General features: G+C 34.7%; 22 protein-coding genes. 19 read left to right on the top strand and 3 right to left on the bottom strand.

Features of this window, described 5'->3' with window-relative positions:
* Positions 1–37 precede the first annotated feature (37 nt).
* From JOD96_RS08665 to JOD96_RS08655, 3 genes are all read left to right on the top strand, one after another.
* Entirely contained in the window at positions 38–1126 is a 1089-nt protein-coding gene (locus tag JOD96_RS08665; protein WP_209563874.1) for an efflux RND transporter periplasmic adaptor subunit, read from the top strand.
* A 901-nt stretch (positions 1127–2027) separates the two neighbouring features.
* The gene (locus tag JOD96_RS08660) at positions 2028–2195 is read left to right on the top strand and encodes a hypothetical protein (protein ID WP_172426711.1); all 168 of its coding nucleotides are present in this window, start codon (positions 2028–2030) and stop codon (positions 2193–2195) included.
* Positions 2196–2557: 362 nt separating this feature from the next.
* On the top strand, positions 2558–2866 hold the full coding sequence (locus JOD96_RS08655) for a hypothetical protein (protein WP_209563873.1): 309 nt from the start codon (positions 2558–2560) through the stop codon (positions 2864–2866).
* A gap of 197 nt (positions 2867–3063) precedes the next feature.
* Here the strand turns inward: JOD96_RS08655 and JOD96_RS08650 are convergent, their stop codons facing one another.
* A complete protein-coding gene (locus JOD96_RS08650) occupies positions 3064–3612 on the bottom strand; it encodes a type 1 glutamine amidotransferase domain-containing protein (protein WP_209563911.1) in 549 nt (182 codons plus the stop codon).
* Between the two features lie 304 nt (positions 3613–3916).
* Entirely contained in the window at positions 3917–4357 is a 441-nt protein-coding gene (locus JOD96_RS08645; protein ID WP_209563872.1) for a cupin domain-containing protein, read from the bottom strand.
* Between the two features lie 1048 nt (positions 4358–5405).
* Between JOD96_RS08645 and JOD96_RS08640 the strand changes: the two genes are divergently transcribed.
* From JOD96_RS08640 to JOD96_RS08590, 11 genes are all read left to right on the top strand, one after another.
* Positions 5406–5999 carry a TetR/AcrR family transcriptional regulator gene (locus JOD96_RS08640; RefSeq protein WP_068842436.1) on the top strand — a complete coding sequence of 198 codons (594 nt, stop codon included), beginning with the start codon at positions 5406–5408 and terminating at the stop codon, positions 5997–5999.
* 314 nt (positions 6000–6313) lie between these two features.
* Positions 6314–7459, top strand: coding sequence for an efflux RND transporter periplasmic adaptor subunit (locus JOD96_RS08635; protein ID WP_245188375.1), 1146 nt, complete (start codon positions 6314–6316; stop codon positions 7457–7459).
* Positions 7460–7470: 11 nt separating this feature from the next.
* Positions 7471–10635: an efflux RND transporter permease subunit gene (locus JOD96_RS08630; protein ID WP_209563870.1), complete on the top strand. Its 3165-nt coding sequence runs from the start codon at positions 7471–7473 to the stop codon at positions 10633–10635.
* A 131-nt stretch (positions 10636–10766) separates the two neighbouring features.
* Entirely contained in the window at positions 10767–12185 is a 1419-nt protein-coding gene (locus JOD96_RS08625) for a TolC family protein (RefSeq protein WP_209563869.1), read from the top strand.
* 226 nt (positions 12186–12411) lie between these two features.
* Entirely contained in the window at positions 12412–13017 is a 606-nt protein-coding gene (locus tag JOD96_RS08620) for a Crp/Fnr family transcriptional regulator (protein WP_209563868.1), read from the top strand.
* A 70-nt stretch (positions 13018–13087) separates the two neighbouring features.
* The gene (locus JOD96_RS08615; RefSeq protein ID WP_209563867.1) at positions 13088–13819 is read left to right on the top strand and encodes a GNAT family N-acetyltransferase; all 732 of its coding nucleotides are present in this window, start codon (positions 13088–13090) and stop codon (positions 13817–13819) included.
* A 320-nt stretch (positions 13820–14139) separates the two neighbouring features.
* A complete protein-coding gene (locus tag JOD96_RS08610; RefSeq protein WP_209563866.1) occupies positions 14140–14520 on the top strand; it encodes a DoxX family protein in 381 nt (126 codons plus the stop codon).
* A 12-nt stretch (positions 14521–14532) separates the two neighbouring features.
* Complete coding sequence (locus JOD96_RS08605; RefSeq protein WP_209563865.1) at positions 14533–14742, top strand: hypothetical protein; 210 nt, start codon at positions 14533–14535, stop codon at positions 14740–14742.
* 78 nt (positions 14743–14820) lie between these two features.
* Positions 14821–15195: a VOC family protein gene (locus JOD96_RS08600; RefSeq protein ID WP_209563864.1), complete on the top strand. Its 375-nt coding sequence runs from the start codon at positions 14821–14823 to the stop codon at positions 15193–15195.
* 16 nt (positions 15196–15211) lie between these two features.
* Positions 15212–15718 (top strand): DinB family protein, encoded by a 507-nt coding sequence (locus JOD96_RS08595; protein ID WP_209563863.1) that lies wholly within the window; start codon positions 15212–15214, stop codon positions 15716–15718.
* A gap of 35 nt (positions 15719–15753) precedes the next feature.
* A complete protein-coding gene (locus JOD96_RS08590; protein WP_209563862.1) occupies positions 15754–16224 on the top strand; it encodes a DUF1440 domain-containing protein in 471 nt (156 codons plus the stop codon).
* 94 nt (positions 16225–16318) lie between these two features.
* Here the strand turns inward: JOD96_RS08590 and JOD96_RS08585 are convergent, their stop codons facing one another.
* A complete protein-coding gene (locus JOD96_RS08585; RefSeq protein WP_029273540.1) occupies positions 16319–16480 on the bottom strand; it encodes a DUF1328 family protein in 162 nt (53 codons plus the stop codon).
* A gap of 275 nt (positions 16481–16755) precedes the next feature.
* Here JOD96_RS08585 and JOD96_RS08580 point away from each other — a divergent pair, with 275 nt between their 5' ends.
* The 5 genes from JOD96_RS08580 (at position 16756) to JOD96_RS08560 (ending at position 22745) form a co-directional block, all read left to right on the top strand.
* On the top strand, positions 16756–17811 hold the full coding sequence (locus JOD96_RS08580) for a pesticidal protein Cry7Aa (RefSeq protein WP_209563861.1): 1056 nt from the start codon (positions 16756–16758) through the stop codon (positions 17809–17811).
* Positions 17795–20062, top strand: a complete 2268-nt coding sequence (locus JOD96_RS08575; protein WP_209563860.1) for a glycosyltransferase — start codon at positions 17795–17797, stop codon at positions 20060–20062. The genes JOD96_RS08580 and JOD96_RS08575 overlap by 17 nt, the downstream gene beginning before the upstream one ends.
* A gap of 279 nt (positions 20063–20341) precedes the next feature.
* Positions 20342–21100: an MlaE family ABC transporter permease gene (locus JOD96_RS08570; RefSeq protein WP_209563859.1), complete on the top strand. Its 759-nt coding sequence runs from the start codon at positions 20342–20344 to the stop codon at positions 21098–21100.
* A gap of 2 nt (positions 21101–21102) precedes the next feature.
* The gene (locus JOD96_RS08565) at positions 21103–21882 is read left to right on the top strand and encodes an ABC transporter ATP-binding protein (RefSeq protein ID WP_209563858.1); all 780 of its coding nucleotides are present in this window, start codon (positions 21103–21105) and stop codon (positions 21880–21882) included.
* Between the two features lie 23 nt (positions 21883–21905).
* Positions 21906–22745 carry an MlaD family protein gene (locus JOD96_RS08560; protein ID WP_209563857.1) on the top strand — a complete coding sequence of 280 codons (840 nt, stop codon included), beginning with the start codon at positions 21906–21908 and terminating at the stop codon, positions 22743–22745.
* The last annotated feature ends 10 nt before the right edge of the window (positions 22746–22755 follow it).

Genomic DNA, 22755 nt, shown 5'->3' with positions numbered 1-22755 from the left:
TAACATAAATGACCGACATAAAATAAATTTTACATTTATGAAAAATAATATTATAAAATCAACTGCATTATTATTTACAGCTTTAGTAGTACTAAGCAGCTGTGAATCGAAGAAAAAAGAAGAAGCTACGCCAGAACTTCAGCCGAAAGTAGAAACTTTTCTTCTTGCAAAAGAAAAACTAACAACAGAATTGCGTTTACCGGCTGAGTTAACCGGTTTTCAACAAGTAGATTTGTATGCTAAAGTAAGCAGTTTTGTAAAAACACTAAAAGTAGATATTGGTTCTAAAGTGACCAAAGGACAGCTTTTAATTGTTTTAGAAGCACCAGAAATAAGTTCACAGCTGGCTGCAGCCGAATCGAGATTAAAATCGATGGAAGCTATTTATACTACGAGTAAAAGCACTTACAACCGTTTGTACGAAACCAGTAAAGTAGAAGGAACTATTTCTAAAAATGATCTGGAAATGGCAAACGGAAAGAAAAATTCTGATTACGCACAATATCAGGCGGCAATTGCAGCACATAAAGAAGTTTCGATTATGAGAGGTTATCTTGAAATCCGTGCGCCTTTTGACGGAGTTGTTGCAGCAAGAAATGTTAATCTAGGAACATTTGTCGGTCCGGCAGGAAAAGGTTCTGATTTGCCATTGCTGACCATTCAGCAGCAGGATAAATTGCGTTTGGCGGTTTCTATTCCGGAATTGTATACAGGATATTTGCATCAGGGAGACGAAATGAGTTTTTCAGTAAAATCACTACCGGAAACGTTTAAAGCTAAAATTACAAGAATGTCCGGTGCTTTGGATTTAAAATTACGTTCTGAGCGTGTAGAAATGGATGTGTTAAACACCAAAAAAGATCTTTTGCCAGGAATGGTTGCTGAAGTTTTGTTACCGCTTAACGCGAAAGACAGCACATTTGTAATACCAAAATCGGCTTTGATCAACTCGGCAGAGGGCACTTTTGTAGTGAGAGTAATCGATCATAAAGCACATAAAGTTGAAGTTAAAAAAGGAAGAGAAATCGAAGAAAAAATTGAAATTTTCGGAGATTTGAACCGAAATGATAAACTGGTAAAAATTGCCAGCGAAGAAACTAAGGAAGGCGATATCATAAACGAATAACCTGCGTTTAGTCTTCTGTAGTAGATTACCAAAAACTGTACGCAATTATTTAATGCGGCATTTTAAATCAGAAATGGTTTAATATGCAAATCTATTTGCCTTGAGGGCAGCACTCTGATAAAAAGTGCTGTCCTTTTTTTTGTTTTTGTAGTTTCGCGGAGATAACGCGGAGATTCGCTAAGTTTTTTTTAAACCCAATTGTCACCCTGAGCGTCCCGAGGCTTCGGGAGAACGGTTATAAAACCAAAATCATCTCGCAAAGTCGCAAAGTTTTTCCTCTTTAAAGTTTCAGTCTGAATAGCCTCCAGCTTTAGCTGGAGGTTTTTAGAATGGTTTGATAAGGGCTTTAGCCAAATGCGCATTTTTGGCTAAAGCCGATTGTGTGTATTGCATCATTGACCTCCAGCTAAAGCAGGAGGCAATTCAAAGATCTTTGAAGTTTTAAAAAATGCCTCTTTTTTTGTTATTTCGAGGCACGAGAAATCTTCGCAAGTAGCTCGACAAAGAATAGAAATTTGTATTTTATATTTTAAGGAGCTATTTCCCTCAGTTCCTTCCAATCTTTTGTGCCGAACCCCGGCACAAAAGGATTTTCCTTCCCATCGGGGCTAGGGGTTTTGTTTTCATAACAAATAATCAGGTATAAGTACTTGGTTGTTTATATTGGTAAATGGATACTTTTGAATAAAAGAAAATTATTTTTTTATTATTGTCTCGTCCTGAAAAAAGTTTATATATTTATACTTAATCCTAAAATAGATTTACAGACAAGACAAGAATAGCAACTAATTTATCTAAAAAATTAAATTATCTTATAAAAAGAACTCAAAAAAGGTTTTCCGTAATAATTAAGTAATGATTGGTTCTAAGTTTACTGATTATTAACTTAATTATTTAAATTATGGCATTACCATTAGGAACAACCCGCAAGACCGGTGAAACATGTCCTGAATCGGGAGTTTGGGAGGCACAGTCTTCCCCATCGACAACTATACCTTTAGCTAAAGGTAATCAATTTCCTCCTTACAACAACAAAGCTGTAACCTGGAAGTTAATTCGATATGCGTAACAGCTTATTGTTTATTTTTAAGACTTCCAGAAATGGAAGTCTTTTTATTGAAAATTATTTATAAATAAAAAAATAACTCTAATCATTTTTTTAGCAATGAATTTACTTTTTAGTTAGATTTGACACTTTAAATTAAGTTAAAAATTAGTAGTTCAAAAACTCTTTTTTTTAAACTTCGCCCGCTAGTGCGTCTCGTCCATGAACACAATAATCATAAAGTGATCAGTTTTAATGAAGCACCCAATTATAATCTAAAAATAAAATAATTGAAATATATAAATCGAATGTTTAAAAATATACTAGTCGTAATTATTATTATCTCATTTTCTTCCTGCAAAAAAAGTGAATTTGAAAATCAACTTATGAATGCAGATAAAAAATGGTGTTACATAAGTGATAATAAATATAATCCAAAATCAATAATTATTTTTTACATGAAATTTTATCCAAATGGTGATTTTGAAAATAGACATCTTTCAAGTAATGAAAAACATATGTTTATTGACGGACAAGTAAAAGATTGTTCTTGGAAATATTCAAAGAATGATAGTATTCTGGAATTATGTGATTCGAAATATAAGATTTTAAATTACGAGAAAGATACAATTCGTCTTTTAGCATTAAAAGACAATTTTAAATGTATGTTCATAAATTATAATCCAAGACATTAAAAAATAGCATTTTTGTCCGCTGTACTAAGTGTTCTTCCCAAACGCTGCGCGCACATCTCTGACTTCCCATCTGCAAAATAATTAAATCCTCAACCACATGAATTAAATAATAGAAAACACCGATAACTATTTATTACAAAAAAAAGCAAGACCAAAATTGATCTTGCATTTTTTATAATATGATAAATAAAAAAAGATTACACTGTCTGACGCTCGTGTATTCCTTCTTTAATTTCTTCCACCATTTTTTTATTAAAAGCAGGCAAATCATTCGGGTTTCGGCTGGTTACCAATCCATTGTCTACTACTACTTCTGAGTCTTCCCATTGTGCTCCGGCATTTTTCAAATCGTTTTTAACAGAGAAAAACGAAGTTACTTTTCGGCCTTGCAAAACATCAGCATCTACCAGAATTTGGGGGCCATGACAAATAGCCGCTACTGGTTTTTTACTTTCAAAAAAAGAGCGTACAAAATTTACTGCAGCCTCTTCTCTTCTCAATGAATCAGGGTTTAAAACTCCCCCCGGAAGAACCAAAGCATCGTAATCTGCTTCATTTGCCTGATCTAATACTACATCAACATTATATTCGTTACTCCAATTACCGTCTTTCCAGGCCTTGATAGTTCCAGATTTCAAACTGATAATATCTGCTTTCCAGCCTTGCTCTTCCAGATAGGCCTTAGGTGATGCTAATTCTGATTCTTCAAAACCGTTTGTGGCTAATATGGCTATATTTTTCATAATTTTAAATATTTAAAAATGTTATTAATTTGATTTACTTAAAATTAGTTATTTCAGACAGCCAGCGAAAACAGATGATGTTAAACCTTTCTTTAATAAAAGTTAATTAATTGAATATCAATTTTTTATTAAAAATTAAATTGAAATTATATAAAATTCATGTCAATTTAGCTTATTATTTTATAGGACTAAATCGAAGAAAATAATGGTATAAATTAGTTAGTACAAAATTTGTAATGTCTCATTGGAGCAGACTTCTTACAGTATAGCCTTCGACTTCGCTCTGTATGACAATTGGGTTAAGAAATTACCTCAAATCCTTTTTGATAACCAAATATTTCAAGTCGGTATTTCCAACATTTTTGATTCCGTGTTCCATATTTGACGGGCAGTAGAAACTGGTGTTTGGGCCGGCGGTTTTGGTTTTTCCGTCGAGGTAGAATTCGGCGGTGCCTTCGAGGATGTAGAAAAATTCTTCTTCGACGTGATGATGTGGCGCGTGGGTTGATTTTCCGGGCTCGACGATACTCATTTTGAGTGTGTTTTCCTGAGTGAAGTTTTTATCGGCAAACCAATATTGATAACCTACTTTTGTTTTGCTTGCTTTGTCTGTTTCAAAATGGTTGACACAGTTTTCGATTGTGTAATTGATTTCTGCAGGAGTTTCTTTTTTGGTTTCCTGAGAAAATGCGAACTGCTGAAAAAATAAAACAGCGATTGTCGTTTTTATGGTAGTTAGCGTTTTCATTTTTTATTGTAATGTTACGAAAAAATTCTATACGTACATTCTTATTCTCGTTTCGTCTTCCTGAGGAACGAAGGATCGCACTCAGAAATCTACAAAGGTTAGAACTAATCTTTCTCTATTTTGTCTCACGCAGATCTGGCAGATTCTGCAGATTTTTTTTGTTTTAAATTGTCGAATTTGATTGCGGGGCTTCGACTTCGCTCAGCCTGACAAGGGTATGGAATTTTACTGCGTAGTTTGTCTTCTTGAGGAACGAAGAATCGCACTCAGAATCTACAAAGATTGGAACTAATCTTTCTCTATTTTGTTTCACGCAGATCTGGCAGATTTTGCAGATTTTTTTGTTTTAAATTGTCGAATTTGATTGCGGAGCTTCGACTTCGCTCAGCCTGACAAGGGTATGGAATTTTACTGCTTAGTTTGTCTTCCTGAGGAACGAAGGATAGCACTCAGAAATCTACAAAGATTAGAACTAATCTTTCTCTATTTTGTTTCACGCAGATCTGGCAGATTCTGCAGATTTTTTTTGTTTTAAATTGTCGAATTAGATTGCGGGGCTTCGACTTCGCTCAGCCTGACAAGGGTATGGAATTTTTACTGCGTAGTTTGTCTTCCTGAGGAACGAAGGATCGCACAAGAAGCTCGACAAAGATTAGCACATAAGTGGTTCGACAAAGCAGGACAAATTACGTTGCGGAGTTTTGTGTGATCCTTCGTCCCTCAGGATGACAAACGAGACTTAAAAATCTAATAAAAAAGATACTTCTCGCCTAGCCCCGATCGAAACGGCATCCTTTTGTGGTCTCGTTTTTTTAACGAGACCACAAAAGATATAGTGAAGAGCGGGACAAATGGTCTTGAAAACCAAAAAATGTCTGCTTCCTGAAAAAATTAAAAAGTAATAGATACCAATAAAATAAGGGCTTTACGTGTCATTTTGAATCAGTCTATGACACGATAAGAAAATATTATGACAAAATTATTTCATAATCAGAAAAACGGTCATACATTTGCCTAACGGTGTTAAACAATTTAATACTCGAATAAAATGGCTAGCAAAGATCGAATTTTAAGACAAAAAGAAGAGACAAGAAATAATATTCTTGGCGCTGCTTATGATATCGTAAAAGAAGAAGGCTGGAATGGTTTGAGTATGCGTAAAATTGCCGACAGAATCGAATATACTGCTCCTATTATTTATGAATACTTTTCGAATAAGGAAGCAATATTGGAAGAACTAACAGGCAAAGGTTTTATAAAACTGACTAAGGAATTGCAAATTGCAATAGATAAGTTTGAAAAACCTGAAGACCAGTTGGAAGCCATGTGGATGACATACTGGGATTTTGCTTTTACTAATACTGAAATGTATCAGTTAATGTTTGGTGTTCAAATGACTTGCTGTGCACAACGATGTTCGGCTCAGGAAGGCCCTTACAAATTATTCACTCAAGTAATTGCTGAAGTAATGAAGGACAGCAATCCGAGTCAGGATATCATTAAACAAAAATATTTTACTTTCTTTTCTGTTATTCATGGTTTAATCGCCATCAACATCATTAACAAAAGTGATATTTTGGAAACCATAAATGCACAAATTTTGAAGGATGCCATTGGCGGTATCATTAAATCTATACAATAGTTTTTTTTTCAATTTTTACTTAACAGTGTAAAATAATTTAATCGGATAATATAAATCCTTTTTTTTGTAACATTCACTTAACACTGTTAGAAAATTTAATAAAGATAACAACGTGTTTTTTTAATCTTTACTTAACGGTGATAAATAATTTAATACCGATTTAAAATAGAATCTAAAAAGACTGATATATGAAATTTCATACATTTTTACTTAACAGTGTTAGAAAATTAAACAAAATTAAAATGAATTCAAATACTACAATAAATAAATTTTTTAAAAACGAGAATGTCCAACAAATTAAAACCAATATTAAGATGAAAAATGTAATTATAACCAGCTTTATTCTGGCATTAGTACTAAGCAGCTGTGCCGATAAGTCGCAGGCTCCTGCTGCTGCACCTGCTCCTGTATTGCCGGTTATGGCAATAACTAGCGAAAACACTACTACAGATAATGAATATCCTGCTTCTATACAAGGAACTGTAGATGTTGAAATCCGTCCGCAGGTAAGCGGAAATTTAGACCGCGTTTTGGTAGACGAAGGTGCTTATGTTTCTAAAGGTCAGTCTTTATTTAAAATAAACGAACGTCCTTTTCGTGAGCAGTTAAACAATGCTTTGGCAAGTCTTCACGCTGCTGAGGCTGCCCTCATCAATTCTCAGTTGGAGGTTGATAAATTAACTCCTTTGGTGCAAAACAAAGTGGTTTCTGACTATCAGTTAAAAACGGCTAAAGCTTCTCAAAAAATTGCTGCTGCCAATATCGAACAGGCAAAAGCAATGGTGGCTTCTGCCAGAATCAATTTAGGATATACAAATGTTACGGCTCCTGTAAGCGGTTACATCGGAAGATTGCCAAAAAAACAAGGAAGTTTGGTTTCTGCAACAGATGTTGAGCCTTTGACAACACTTTCTGATGTTCATGAAGTTTATGCTTACTTCTCTTTGGGAGAAACAGATTTTATCAATTTTAAATCTCAATACGCCGGAAACAGTATTGGAGACAAAATCAAAAAATTGCCTCCGGTTTCTTTGATATTAGCTGATAATAATGCGTATCCTCAAACAGGAAGAATTGATATGGTAGATGGCCAGTTTGATAAAACTACCGGTGCTATTACTTTGAGAGCTACTTTTCCGAATGCAAACGGAACTTTGCGTTCTGGAAACACAGGAAGAATTCGTTTGGGATTAGAGCATGACGATGCTATTCTGGTTCCGCAATCGGCTACGATTGAAATGCAGGACAAAGTTTTTGTCTTTACAGTAAGCAAAGACAATAAGGTTACAAAAATGCCCATTACTGTAATCGGTAAAAGTGGTACTAACTATCTTATCAAGGATGGTGTAAAATCAGGTGACCAGATTGTATTAAGTGGTATTGACAAACTTCAGGAAGGGCAAGTTATCCAGCCTGAGAAAGGTGCTGCTAAAGTTGCCCAAATAACTAACAAAAAATAATTTTTACGAAAATGTTCAAAATATTTATACAAAGACCCGTACTGGCAACCGTAATTTCCATCTTATTGGTGATTCTGGGAGTACTTGGACTTACAAAATTGCCTTTACAACAGTTTCCTGATATTGCGCCACCATCGGTTTTGGTAACGGCGGTTTATCCGGGAGCAAACGCAGAAACGGTTTTACGTTCTGTGGCACCATCTCTGGAAGAATCTATAAATGGTGTTGAGAATATGACGTATATGAGCTCTACTGCCAGTAACGATGGTACTCTTGCGATTACAGTTTTCTTTAAATTGGGTACAGATGCCGATCAGGCTGCTGTAAACGTTCAGAACAGGGTTGCCCAGGCAACCAGCCAGCTGCCTGCAGAGGTTGTTCAGCAAGGTGTAATTACCGCAAAGCAACAAAATAGTTTTATCATGGCGATTGGTATGTATACCGAGGATGAATCGAAATATGATCAGACGTTTGTGGCCAATTATGCTCAAATTAATATTATCCCAGAGATTAAACGTATTCCGGGTGTGGGTGCTGCCAGTATTTTTGGTGGTGTAAAAGATTACTCTATGCGTGTATGGTTAAACCCAACGCAAATGTCTACGTACAATGTTACGCCAAACGAAGTTATGGCAGCTATTCAGGATAAAAGTCTTGAGGCGGCTCCAGGTAAATTTGGAGAAAGAAGTAAAGAAGTTTTTGAATATGTAATTAAATACAAAGGAAAACTAACTAAACCAGAAGATTATCAAAATATTGCCATTCGTTCTAATGCTGATGGTTCTGTCCTTCGTTTAAAAGACGTGGCAAGAGTGGAACTTGGTGCTTACTCTTACAACAGTTTAACCCGTCTGAATGGTAAAAAAGGAGTTGTAATTGGTATTATTCAGTTAGCAGGTTCTAACTCTAACGATATTCAGGTAGCGATCAACAAATTGATGGTCAAAGCCTCTAAAGATTTTCCAACAGGAATTAAACACAATATTTTCTATAGCACAAAAGTATCTTTAGATCAATCGATCGATCAGGTAAAACATACTTTATTAGAAGCTTTTATATTGGTATTTATTGTGGTATTTATCTTTTTGCAAGATTTTAGATCAACATTAATCCCGGCTATTGCTGTACCTGTAGCAATTTTAGGAACGTTCTTCTTCATGCAGTTATTTGGATTCTCGATCAATCTTTTAACCCTTTTCGCATTAATTCTGGCGATTGGTATTGTGGTCGATGATGCGATTGTGGTCGTCGAGGCCGTGCATGCGAAAATGGAGCATAAACATTTGTCTCCAAAAGTAGCAACACATGAAGCTATGCACGAAATAACGGGTGCTATTATCTCGATTACGCTGGTAATGGCTGCTGTATTCCTGCCGGTTGGTTTTATGGAAGGCTCAACAGGAGTTTTCTATCGTCAGTTTGCTTTTACGATGGCAATTGCAATTGTAATTTCGGCAGTAAATGCCTTAACATTGAGCCCTGCCCTTGCCGCTTTGTTCTTAAAGGATAATCACGCAGCACACGAAGGAAATTCTCCTTATGTGAAACAAGGCTTTAAGCAAAGATTCTTTAACGGGTTTAATAAAAGTTTTGATTCATTGACAAACCGTTACGTGGGCGGATTAAAATTCTTAATCCGTAACAAATGGGTTAGTTTAGGAGGTTTGGCTTTAATTACTTTTGCAACAATCATAATGGTAAAAACAACTCCGTCTGGATTTATTCCTACAGAGGATCAAGGTTTTATTGCAATTGCGGTTAACACTCCGTCGGGAACATCGTTAGACGGGACTCAAAAAGTAATGACCCAAGCTGAAAACACTTTAAGAGGTTTAAATTCTTCTCGATTTGTAACTGCTATTTCTGGTTTTAACTTATTGACAAACTCTACAAGCCCGTCTTCTGCAGTTGTCTTTGTTTTGCTTAAACCAAATGAAGAGCGAGGTGAAATTAAAAATATTGATGAAATTATGAATGAGGTCCGCGGAAAATTAGGTGCGATTTCAGGAGGAAGTTTCTTTGTATTTAGTTTCCCGACTGTACCAGGTTTTAGTAATGTTGAGGCATTAGATTTGGTACTACAGGATAAAACCGGTGGTAAGCTGGATAAGTTTAGCGGTATTTCTCAGCAGTTTATTGGTGAATTAATGAAACGTCCGGAAATTGCAGTAGCTTTTACCAGTTTCAAAGCCGATTATCCACAATTGCAACTGGATATTAATGATGCCAAAGCAGATCAGTTGGGTGTAAAAGTGAAAGACATTCTGCAAACCATGCAGGCTTATTTTGGTAGTGCACAGGCTTCTGACTTTAACCGATTTGGTAAATATTACCGTGTGGTTGTTCAGGCAGATATTGCCGACAGAGCCGATCCTACAGCTATTGACCGTGTGTTTGTAAAAAACAAAGATGGCGAAATGGTTCCGTTAAATACTTTGGTGAAATTAACCCGTATTTATGGTTCTGAAACTGCTTCGAGATATAACTTGTTTAACTCAATTGGTATAAATGCGATTCCGAAACCTGGATTTAGTTCCGGAGATGCGATTAAAGCAATTGAAGAAGTAGCAGCAAAACAATTACCTGCAGGTTATGGATTTGAATTTTCCGGACAAACCCGTGAAGAAATTTCTTCTGGAGGGCAATCGGCAACTATTTTCTTATTGTGTCTGATCTTTATCTATTTCTTACTTGCTGCACAATATGAAAGTTACATTTTGCCTCTGGCTGTAATCTTATCGATTCCTGCAGGTATATTTGGAGTATTTGTTGCCATTGGTTTAACGGGAATCGAAAACAACATTTACGTACAGGTTGCACTGGTAATGCTTATCGGTTTGCTCGCCAAAAATGCGATTCTGATTGTAGAGTTCGCAGCACAAAGACGAAGATCCGGACAAGGATTAATCGCAGCGTCTATACAAGCGGCTAAACTACGTTTACGTCCAATTATCATGACATCACTGGCTTTCGTAGTTGGATTAATTCCAATGATGAGCGCCAAAGGCCCATCGGCTCAGGGTAACCACTCTATTAGTATTGGTGCCGCCGGAGGGATGGTTTCGGGAGTAATTCTGGGATTAATGATTATCCCCGTTTTATTCATCGTATTCCAACACTTACAAGAAAAAGTTTCCGGAAAACCGGTAGCTGTAATTCATAATGAAGAAATATAAATATGGAGAACTACATAACGACATTCCTGATGGTTATCATCATCAGCCTAGCATACATATCCTATAAAGTTTCGAAAGACCTCGATACCAAAAAAGATAAATGTCCAGAAATTTAATTACGACAAAGTAAAATGAAAAATTATATAACCAAAATCGTGATGATTGCTATTTTGATCGTCACATTCATATCCTGTAAAGTTTCTAAAGATATTGAAACTCCAAAAGATGCATTTCCTGAAAATTTCAGGAGTGCATCGGTTTCAGGGGATACTACTAGTATCGGCGATTTGGAGTGGAAAAATTTCTTTACAGAAAGTGATATTATCCAATTGATTGATAGCGCTGTAGCAAGAAACAATGACTTGCAGATTGCTACTAAAAATATTGAGATTGCTCAATACAGATTCACACAATCTAAATGGGGAAATGTACCTCAGGTAAATTTATTTGTGAATGCAAGTACGAGCAATCCGTCTGATAATAGTTTTACCGGAATGAATTTGAATCAGGCTTTGGGCCAAAAACATATCGACGATTATTCTGCCGGTGCTTCACTTTCGTGGGAAGCAGATATTTGGGGGAAAATCCGCAATCAGAAAAAAGGTGCTTATGCAGGTTATCTTCAATCTGAAGAAGTTAAAAAAGCGTTGCAGACTAATATTGTAGCCAATGTTTCTAAAGGATATTACAACCTGTTGATGCTGGACGCGCAATTGGAAATTGCAAAACAAAACGTAAAATTAAATGACAGTACTACCAATATTATCAAATTAAAATATGATGCAGGTCAGGTAACTTCATTGGCCATTCAGCAATCTGAAGCACAAAAATTAACTGCAGCGCAATTGGTTCCGTTATTAGAACAAAACATTGCTATTCAGGAAAATGCCTTGAGCGTATTGACAGGTTCTTTTCCTAATGGTAAAAGAAGAAGTATTGTATTAAGTGCTATCGAAGTAAAAAATAATGCCTCAATCGGAATTCCGTCTAGTTTAGTAAGCAGAAGACCTGATGTTAAAAGTGCAGAATTGGCTTTAAAAGTGGCGAATGCCAATGTTGGAATCACAAAAGCTGATTTGTATCCATCATTAAAAATTACCGCTCAGGGCGGAGTAAACTCATTCGAAACAAGCAGTTGGTTTAATATTCCTGCTTCATTATTCGGAACCGTTGCCGGAGGATTAACACAGCCCCTGTTCAACAACAAAAGAGTTAGAACACAATATAATATCGCTGTTGCAGAAAGAGAAAAAGCGGTTCTAAGTTTCAGACAATCAGTTTTGGTTGCTGTTAGTGAAGTTGCTGATGCTTTGGTAAAAGTAGAAAAATTACAACAACAGGAAGCTTTTTTGCAGGAACGCGTAAAAACATTACAACAGGCTATTAAAAATTCTAATTTATTATTCAAAAACGGAATGGCCGAATACCTGGAAGTAATAACAGCACAAGCCAATTTATTGCAAAGTGAGTTGGAACTGGCAAACATAAAAAGAGAACAATTATCTGCCAATACAGAGTTATATCGCGCATTGGGCGGAGGTTGGAGATAATACCCGTTTTTTAATTATTTATTTGAGTGACGCTGCAGGACTTCGGTTTTGCAGCGTTTTTTTGTTTTTTGCCACAAAGATGCTAAGGCACCAAGGTTTTTATTTAAGACCCATTTATGTTCTTATTTTCTTATTTCCAGTAATGACAAAAAAGGACTTATTTTTCTTATTTTTGAATAAAAAAACTTTGTGCCTTTATCGTCTTCAGGCAAGGCAACCTTTAATTATGACTTTCAATAAAGAAATACATCTCCATAATCTAAAACTGGCTTTTGAAAGTTATGCTCCAATTTCAGAAAAATCATGGAAAAAGATTGAGAACATAACAGAATTTCAGACTCTTAAAAAAGGAGAAACGGTATTACAAAACGGAGAAATTGCCAAAAACCTTCATTTTATTGCAAAAGGCATTCTGAGAACCTTTATCACAGATGAACAAGGAAATTTTTATAATAAAAATCTCTTTCTCGAAAATTCATTTGCAGGTTCAAAAGTGTCGTTAATGCTGCAGACTCCATCTAATTTTACAATTGAAGCTCTGGAAGACTGTATTCTGATCAATATCAATTATAAAAAATACATAACGTTAATTAACGAAAATGATGATCTGAAAAACTTCTATATTGCTCATTTAGAAAAAAACTGGATCATCGAAAAAGAACAAAGAGAAATTGCCTTTGTTATGGAAAATGCCACTGAAAGATATGTAAAGCTTCTTGAAAAAAATCCGGATATTGCAGACCGCATTCCGCTATTGCACATTGCATCGCATTTAGGCATTACTCCAACACAATTGAGCCGAATCAGAAAAAGTCTCGAAAAAGATTTGTAAATCAACATATGTAAAGGCTTTTCATAAAAGCTGCCTTTATCTTTGCTGCATTCTTAAATCCGCTATTACAATGAAAAATGTAAATCTCATCAAAGATAATATTGATAATCTTACAACACTTTGGAAAACCGTTTCAACTCCTCTTCTATCCTATCATAAAACTGATTTTTTAGAATACAGTCAGATAAAAAATGCAGGCTGGCCAAATCGAGTATGGTTTCGAAAAGATATTACTGCAGAAAATCTTCCGCAAATTCTTGAAATCATCCAAAACAATCCAGGCTTAATTGTTCCGTATTGGAATATTTTTGGAAGTAATACAAATGAAATTTTCGAGAAAAACGGATTTTCTATTCGAAATCAACTTGTGGCAATGGCATTGAAATTAGATAAAAAATTCATACTTCAAAACAATCTGACTTTTAAAAGGGTTTTAAATGAAGAAGATGCCAAAATCTGGTCTGATATTTATCCGTTATCCTTTAACTATGTAATCAGCGAGGAAACAGTTGTTCAAAATTATAAAGATATCAAGTTTTATTTGGTTCATTTCAAAGAAAAACCAATTGGGACACTTACGCTTTTTCAAACCGAAAAGATAATGGGAATTCATGGTGTTGGTGTAATTCCGGAAATGCGCAAAAAAGGTTTTGCAGAAGAAATAATGAAGTTTGCAATCAATGAAGCTATTGATGCAGACGCTCAATATGCTCAATTACAAGCCTCTGATTTAGGAAAGGATATTTACCGCAGATTAGGTTTTCAGGATTTGTTTGTGATTAAAAATTATGTATTGAATTAAAGATTTAAATTTTCAACATTATTTTCAACTTCTATTATCTCTTTTATTGTCATCCTGACGAAGGAAGGACCACACAAGAAACTCCGCAATAGTGAGCAACCATTCTTTGTCGAGTTTCTTGTGTGGTCCTTCCTTCGTCAGGATGACAGTGGTTTGTGGTTACTTTGTAAAAATTAATAACCGAAAACTAAAAACTGATAACTGAAAACATAACTTGTCGTAAATGCCCCTAAAATAGTCGTAAATACGTATTGAAAAATAAGAAGAACAATAGTAGATTTGTATTAAATAATTAACTTAACTATTTAAAAACCAAAACTATGAAAAAAGCAAAAATTATTTTTTGGATTACTACTACTATTATTTTCCTATTTGAAGGTGTTATGCCGGCACTTACCTCTCAGTCAGAATTAGCAAAAGAAGGTTTAAGACATTTGGGGTATCCTGAATATTTCGGAAATGCTTTGGTAGTTTTTAAAATACTTGGTGTTTTGATATTAGTTATTCCATCAATTCCAAAAAATGTAAAAGAATGGGCTTATGCAGGATTTGGCTTCGATTTTATATTTGCTTCAATAAGTCATTTTGCTGTTGACGGAATCGACTTTCAGAGCTTTTTTCCATTGATCTTTTTAGTAATTCTTGCCATATCTTATATCTATTATCACAAAATAGAGCGCCATAAGAATATTGCCTTATAAACTTAGGAAACAATGATAGAAGTTTTTAAAACAAATGTGCAGGAAATAGAGCAATCTAAAATTATTGTTACAAAACTTCTTGAACATTTCCCGAACAGCAACATCAATTTTGATCTCGAAGATTGTGACAAGATTTTGCGTGTACATGCTTTATCAATTTCAAATTCTCAGATAATTGACCTTCTTGATTCTTACGGATACCAATGTGAAGTTCTTTTATAATATATTTAAAACATTGATTTTCATTACGCTAACATATTTTGTATATTTAGTTTATTCTTAATCATTAAATAAAACAAAATGAAATTACCTATCGGACATCAGACCGTAATGCCTTATTTGATCTTAAATGGTGCCTTACAATTTATAGCGTTTACCAAAAATGTTTTTAATGCCAAAACACTCTCAAAAGCTCTTCATGAAGACGGAACGGTTATGCATGCCGAAGTAATTATTGGTGAAAGCACCATTATGGTCACTGATGAAATCAAAGACTGGACAAAACAGACCGCCAACTTATTTGTATATGTGCCAAATGCCGATGAGACTTTTAAAAAAGCAATCGATGCCGGCGCAACAATAGTTATGGAACTAAGCGATAAGGATTATGGCAGAACCTGCGGCGTAACAGATCCTTTTGGAAATGTGTGGTGGATAACTTCTATATCAAAATAATTTTAAGTTAAAAAAGATGAGAACAATTCAAAAAAGCATAGTCGACACCTTTAAAGAGTTAAATGATAAACTCAATTCTTTTTCTGAAAGTGAACTGAATATTGTTCCTTTTGAAGGAAGCTGGACTGCTGGTCAGGTTGTTAAACATCTTATTTTGTCGTCTGCTGGCTTTCCTGAAATGTGTGCCGGAAAAACCGAAAAAACAACACGGGAGCCTGACGAAAAAATTAAAGACATCGAAGCTCTTTTTTTGAATTTTGATATTAAAATGGAATCTCCGGAATTTATACTTCCTGCCAATGCAGAATATAGCAAAAATTCACTGGCTTTATCGCTATTAAAAAATGAAAAAGAATTATTGGATATTACGGATCGCTATGATTTATCACTGACTATTCTTGATTTTGAACTTCCGGGTTTCGGAAAATTTACGATCCTCGAATGGATTGGTTTTGTACTCACTCATATCAAAAGGCATTTAAGCCAGTTGCAGTCTATTTCTAAAATGGTAATAAATCAGTAATTTAGTAAATTGATTTTGAACCTAATTAATTTTATATGAATTCTAAAAGCGGTACTGTTTTCTTGTCAGGCTTAATTGCCGGTACACTAGATATTCTGGCAGCAATTGTTATTTACGCTGTTATATTGCAAAAGACTACACCAATAAAGATTCTGCAGTCTATAGCGAGTGGTATTTTTAAAAAAGAGGCTTATACAAACGGATCACAAATGGCCTGGTACGGACTTGGTTTTCATTTCTTAATAGCAATACTTTTTGCCTGGTTTTATTTTATAATTTATCCCTATCTCACATTCTTAAAGAAAAATACTTTTGCCTTTGGAATCGTATATGGAATTTTTGTGTGGATTGTTATGAATCTAATTGTTTTGCCAATTGTATTTCCTGTTTTACTCCCCAAAGGTTTAGACTTCCCGACTTTACTATCTGTCCTGATTCTGATATTTTGTGTCGGATTACCCATTGCATTCATTACCAAAAAATATTATACCTTTCACAATAATTAAGATTTAGAATTATCTAATTATAATTTAAAAAAAAAGCGCCGCAAGTAATTTTATACTGCGACGCTTTTTTTTTTATTGATTATCGAATAATCGCCTACACTTTTGTTCTTCCGCTTATTAATGAAATAATAAATAACACTAAAAATATAAAGAATAAAACTTTTGCGATACTAGCAGCTCCGGCAGCGATTCCGCCGAAACCAAATATTCCTGCAATTATAGCAAGAACAATAAAAATGACTGTCCAACGTAACATATGATTTGATTTTTTAGTTGATAAATATGACTGTTTTGTCTTTTTGTTCTAATCAAATTTCTTACTAAAATTAACTTTCGTTTAACTCTATCCATTTTTTTATTAGCGCAAAAGGTTAACAAACACAATAAAATCAAGATTTAAGCAGAAGTATCAGAATTCTGCTTTTAAGGTTACAGAATTCCCATGTAAATGCTTTAGAGTTAATTTTTTAACGGATTGGATTAATCGTAGCTCTGTTATAGGGGTAATTTTAAACAATATTTAAAAAATATATGGAATTGGCTACAAAACATGGTGTAATTTTAGAAAAAACAGAAAGACCTTTTGAGGAGCTTGGAGTTTTAAATCCGGCGATTTATCAAAATGGAAATACTGTTCACATGTTTTACAGGGCTGCAAAAAAAGGTAATTTTTCTACCATAGGATATTGTCGGCTGGAGGGTCCGACTACTGTTGTAGAAAGAAATACTGAACCCATATTTGTTCCTGAATATATTTATGAAATTCACGGTGTTGAAGATCCGCGAATTACAAAAATAGAAGACTTATATTATCTTACTTATGTAACATATGACGGAATAAATGCCAGCGGCGCTTTTGCAATTTCAAAAGATTTAAAAAAATTTAAAAAGAAAGGAATTATTACTCCCAGATTTATTCTGAACGAGTTTACTAATTACATTCGAAAGCATTTGCACAATCCGAGTGTAGCTAAGATTTTGGCATTCAATATTGAACGCAATTATCCTTTGACCGAAACACTTAAGGAAAAATTATATGTGTGGGACAAAAATGTAGTGCTGTTTCCAAAAAAAATAAATGGAAAATTTGTTGCATTACACCGATTATTTCCTTCCATACAAATTTTTAGTTTCGAAAAGAAAAAAGATCTGACAGAAGATTTTTGGAAAGATTACCTAAAAAACCTTCCGGATCACATCGTAATGGAGCCAAAATATGAACATGAAACTAGTCATATTGGCCCCGGAGCACCTCCAGTTGAAACTGCGGACGGCTGGCTGCTGATTTACCACTCTGCAGAAAGGAGAGAAAAAGGTTTGGTATATCACGCCTGTGCTGCATTACTGGATTTAAAAGATCCGCAAAAAGTTTTAGGAAGATTAAAAATACCAATAATAACACCAACAGAATACTATGAAAGACACGGTTATATTAACTATGTTGTTTTTCCGACCGGCACGGCCATTTTTGATGATTTAATTTACATATACTACGGTGCAGCTGATGATAAAATTGCTGTTGCATCATTGAATTTTAACAACTTATTAAACGAATTAAAAAATAATCCCCATGAAAGCACTAACTAAATCTAAGATAGTTTTTCTATCGACTTTTCCACCAACACAATGTGGAATAGCAACTTATACGCAGGATACAATAAAAGGAATTATTGACGTATTTGGTAAATCGATAAGCTGTGAAATTTGTGAACTTGTTAACCAGCCACAAGAAAATCCAACTCAGGCATTTACATTAAATACAAAAAACAGAGAAGAATATACGACTGTAGCACAGCAAATTAATGCTGACGAAAGTGTAAAACTAGTTCATATTCAGCATGAATTTGGTTTGTTTGGCGGTAACTATGGCGACCATTTATTAGACTTCTTAAACGAAATCAAAAAACCGGTTACTTTTACTTTTCACAGTGTAATTCCGAACCCAAACAATGAGTTAAAAACTTTCGTAAAATTACTTTTAAGCTATAGTAATTCGGCATTTGTAATGACAAACCAGTCTCAGGAAATTTTGGTTAATGATTATGATATCGAAAAAGATATAATTACTTGTGTGCCACACGGAACTCACGTTGTGGTATACGAACCGGCTCAAAAAGCAAAAGAAAGATTAGGTATGCAGGATAAATTTGTCTTATCGACTTTTGGTCTTTTGGGTGAAGGAAAAAATATTGAGACAGGATTAAGAGCATTATCAAAAATTGTAAAAACAGTACCAAATGCACTGTATTTAATTATTGGCAGAACTCATCCAAATCTTATCAAAGATGGTGTTGATGCGTACCGCGATCAGTTAGAAACAATCGTAGACGAATTGGATTTACACAACAATGTCCGTTTTATAAACGAATACCTGGACACTAAGGAATTGCTGCAATATCTACAGGCAACAGACATTTATATGTTTACGTCAAAAGATCCTAACCAGGCAGTGAGCGGCACTTTTTCTTATGCTATGAGCTGCGCATGTCCAATTGTGGCATCAAAAATTCCGCATACACGTGAAGTACTTTCATCTGAAATGGGAATTCTTGTTGATATCGGAGACGAAAATCAGTTTGCTGATGCCGCTATCAAATTATTCCTGGATGAAAACTTAAGAGAAGAAATGGGTATTAAAGCATTTGGCAAAACCCGCGCTTCTTCCTGGGAAAATGTTGGAATCATTCATATGGAAACTTACAAAAAATTGATGGAAAACCCGAATGAAATTAAATTCTCATATCCACCAATTCAATTGGCCCATATCAAGAAAATGACAACAGAATTAGGAATTATTCAATTCTGTAAAATTTCTGTACCAGATTTTGATTCCGGTTATACACTTGATGATAATGCACGTGCTTTGATCGCGCTTTGTATGCATTATAAACTGACAGAAGACAAAGATGATTTACCATACATTTTAATCTATCTTGATTTTATCGAGCGCTGCCAAAAACCAAAAGGTGATTTTATAAATTATGTTGATGAACACAACAGAGAACATATAGAACAAAATGCCGAAGTAAATCTGGAAGACTCTAATGCACGTGCAATCTGGGCTTTAGGAACCGTTGTGTCGCATTCGGCAATTCTTCCGGAATCTATTTCTAAGAAAGCATCAAAATGTTTATTAAATGCTTTAAAATGGGCAGAAAATATTCAGTCACCACGTTCTATTGCCTTTGCAACAAAAGGGCTTTATTTGTACCATACTACAGTTCCAAATTTATATGTAGCTGCAATTATCAATAAGCTGAATGCTAAATTATTGTCCAACTACGAATTGCATGCGACTAAAGATTGGAAATGGTTTGAAAACTATATGACGTATGCTAACGGAATTCTTCCTGAATCAATGTTATACGCTCATTTGGTAACCAACAAACCAATTTACAAAAAAGTAGCTTTGGAGTCACTTGAGTTCTTAAGTTCAAAAATGTTTGTAAACGATACGTTCAGAGTAATTTCAAACAACGGATGGTACCATAAAGGAACAGAACCAAATCAATATGGAGAACAGCCAATAGATGTTGCTTACACTATTATGACTCTAAATACATTTTACAAAGTATTCAAAACGCCAGAGTATAAACAACAGATGAAAACTGCATTTAACTGGTTCTTAGGTAAAAATCACTTAAATCAGGTGATGTACAACCCAATCAGCGGAGGCGGTTATGACGGTCTTGAAAAAGAAAACGTAAACCTGAACCAGGGAGCAGAATCAACTATTTGCTACCTTACGGCACGCTTGATCATGGAAAACTTAAAACTGGCAGAAAGTAAAGTAATACCATTGATGAATGCTAAATCTAACATGGCAATCACTTCATAATAATATAGCTAACCACTTAACTGCGTAATCACAATTACTTGTTATTACACTTAAACTCCCTTTAAAACAAAGGGAGTTTTTGTTTTAACAAATGAGGAATAAAATAACTTTTTGCGCTTATTGTGTTCCATTATGTTAATTATATAAATTTCCAAAAAAGTTGTGTAATACTTTTCGCCTACTATCAAAGTAATTTTAGTACAGGAAATAGTCGTAAAACGAGCTTTGTAAACAATTGTTTTTCAGACTATAATTCATAACAACTAAAAACATTATACTTTGATTCTTACTCTAAAAAACACATTCGAAGGAATAGGAAATGCGACATTGTTTGCGACCAGATTCTTTAAGGAGTTATTCGTACCTCCTTATGAGATGAGAGAGTTTAGAAGACAATGTTACGTTATTGGTTATAAATCGTTGCCATTAGTTGCCATTACTGGTTTTATTATGGGTTTGGTTTTAACACTTCAGTCAAGACCAACATTGGTAGAATTTGGTGCTGAATCCTGGTTACCGGGAATGGTTGCGCTTTCGCTGATTCGTGAAATTGCACCCGTTATTACAGCCCTTATTTGTGCCGGAAAAATTTCTTCGGGAATTGGTGCAGAGTTAGGATCTATGAAAGTTACCGAACAAATTGACGCTATGGAAGTTTCGGCCATAAATCCTTATAATTATCTGGTAGTAACCCGAATTTTGGCCACAACCCTTATGGTTCCTTTACTAGTCATTTTTGCAGATGCAATTGGGATATTTGGAGGATATGTCGGAATCAATATTCACGATGATGTAAATATGTATCGTTTCCTTACACAAATTTTTGAATCATTAGATTATTCGGATTTAATTCCGGCAACAATCAAAACATTTTTCTTCGGTTTTTTTATCGGAATGATTGGGTGTTTTAAAGGTTTTAACGCCGCAAACGGAACAGAGAGTGTGGGTAAAGCGGCAAATTCTGCCGTTGTAACAGCTTCGCTGGCCATTTTTATTATAGATATGATTGCAGTACAAGTAACCGATTTAATCTTTTAAAAATGATTGAAGAAAAAAAACATACCGACACCAAAAAGAAGGATAAAAAAGAAGCTCCGGTAATTGAGATTAAAGACCTGCACAAAACATTTGGCAAAAATAATCAGATTTTAAAAGGTGTGAATCTTAGTGTAAACAAAGGCGAAGATTTAGTGATTCTTGGCCGTTCGGGTTCTGGAAAATCTGTCACTATCAAATGTATTGTTGGATTAATTACACCCGATAAAGGAGAAATAAAAGTTTTTGATACCAATGTCCTTGATCTAAATAAAAATGAAATTAATGAGGTAAGATTACGAATTGGTTTCTTGTTTCAAAGTGGGGCTTTGTATGATTCAATGTCGGTTAGGGAAAACCTGGCTTTTACATTAAGAAAACATAACAGGGATCTTAGTTCAGAAGATATTGAAGATGCAGTTCATGAAGCTCTTGAAAATGTTGGCCTGGCAGATGCAATCGACAAAATGCCCTCTGAATTATCTGGCGGTATGCAAAAAAGGATTGGCCTGGCCCGGACTTTAATTCTGAAACCTGAAATTATATTGTATGATGAGCCAACAACCGGTCTTGACACGATAACATCAAGAGAAATCAGCGAACTGATTCTTGATATTAAAAATAAATGGAAAACGACATCGATAATTATTACACACGATATGGCTTGTGCAAAACTTACTGCAGACCGAATAATGGTGCTAAAAGATGGTGTTATACATGCTGAAGGTACTTATGAAGAACTGGAAAAAAGTGAAGATGAATGGGTTCGCTCTTTTTTTGAATAATATAAAAAAATAAATTAGAAATCATGGATAAGCAATCTGGATATACTTGGAAATTGGGAATGTTTGTAACAATAGGATTGTTGCTTTTTATACTTGCAGTATATTTTATCGGAAAACAAAAAAACCTTTTTGGTTCGACGTTCAGAATTACATCAAACTTTAAAACGGTTAGCGGTTTACAGGTTGGAAACAATGTACGTTTTTCGGGAATTAATGTAGGAACAATCGAAGAGATTCAGTTAGTCAACGATTCAACAGTTGTGGTTGCAATGGTTATCAAGGATGAAGTTCGTGAATTTATTAAAACAGATGCGCGCGCCAGCATTGGCTCAGACGGATTAATGGGAGATAAAGTACTTACTATTTCTCCGGGTGTGCATTCTCAGAAAGTAATTGAAAATAACGGAAAAATTGCATCAATTGCGGGAATAGAAATGACTGATATCATGAAAAGCGTTAAGAAAAGCGTTGATAACGTGGGCGTTATTTCTGATGAGCTTGCTATTTTCAGCCGTAGTATGAATAACGGAAATGGTGCATTGGCTAGATTAGTCAAAGACGACAAAATGGCCAACAGTGTTTCTAATACTCTATCTAATCTTGAAACCGGTACAAAAGGTTTCAGCGAAAATATGGAAGCTGCAAAAAGCAATTTCCTTTTAAGAGGATATTTTAAGAAAAAAGAAAAAGAAAAAGAGAAAAAACAAGAAGAAATAAAAGAGAAAAAAGAAGAGCAGCAGGAAAAAGCTAAGGCAGAAAAAGAAGAAAAGGAAAAGGCAGAAAAGGAAAAGGCAGAAAAGGAAAAGCTAGAAAAAGAGAAGGAAGAAGCGGCCAAAGCTGAAGCCGAAAAAGACAAGAAATAGCTTTTCTAAT

Source organism: Flavobacterium sp. 1355 (assembly GCF_017833415.1).
In the GTDB taxonomy this organism is placed as follows: domain Bacteria; phylum Bacteroidota; class Bacteroidia; order Flavobacteriales; family Flavobacteriaceae; genus Flavobacterium.
Note: the sequence above shows the minus strand (reverse complement) of the source record. Positions and strands in the feature narration are given on the sequence as shown.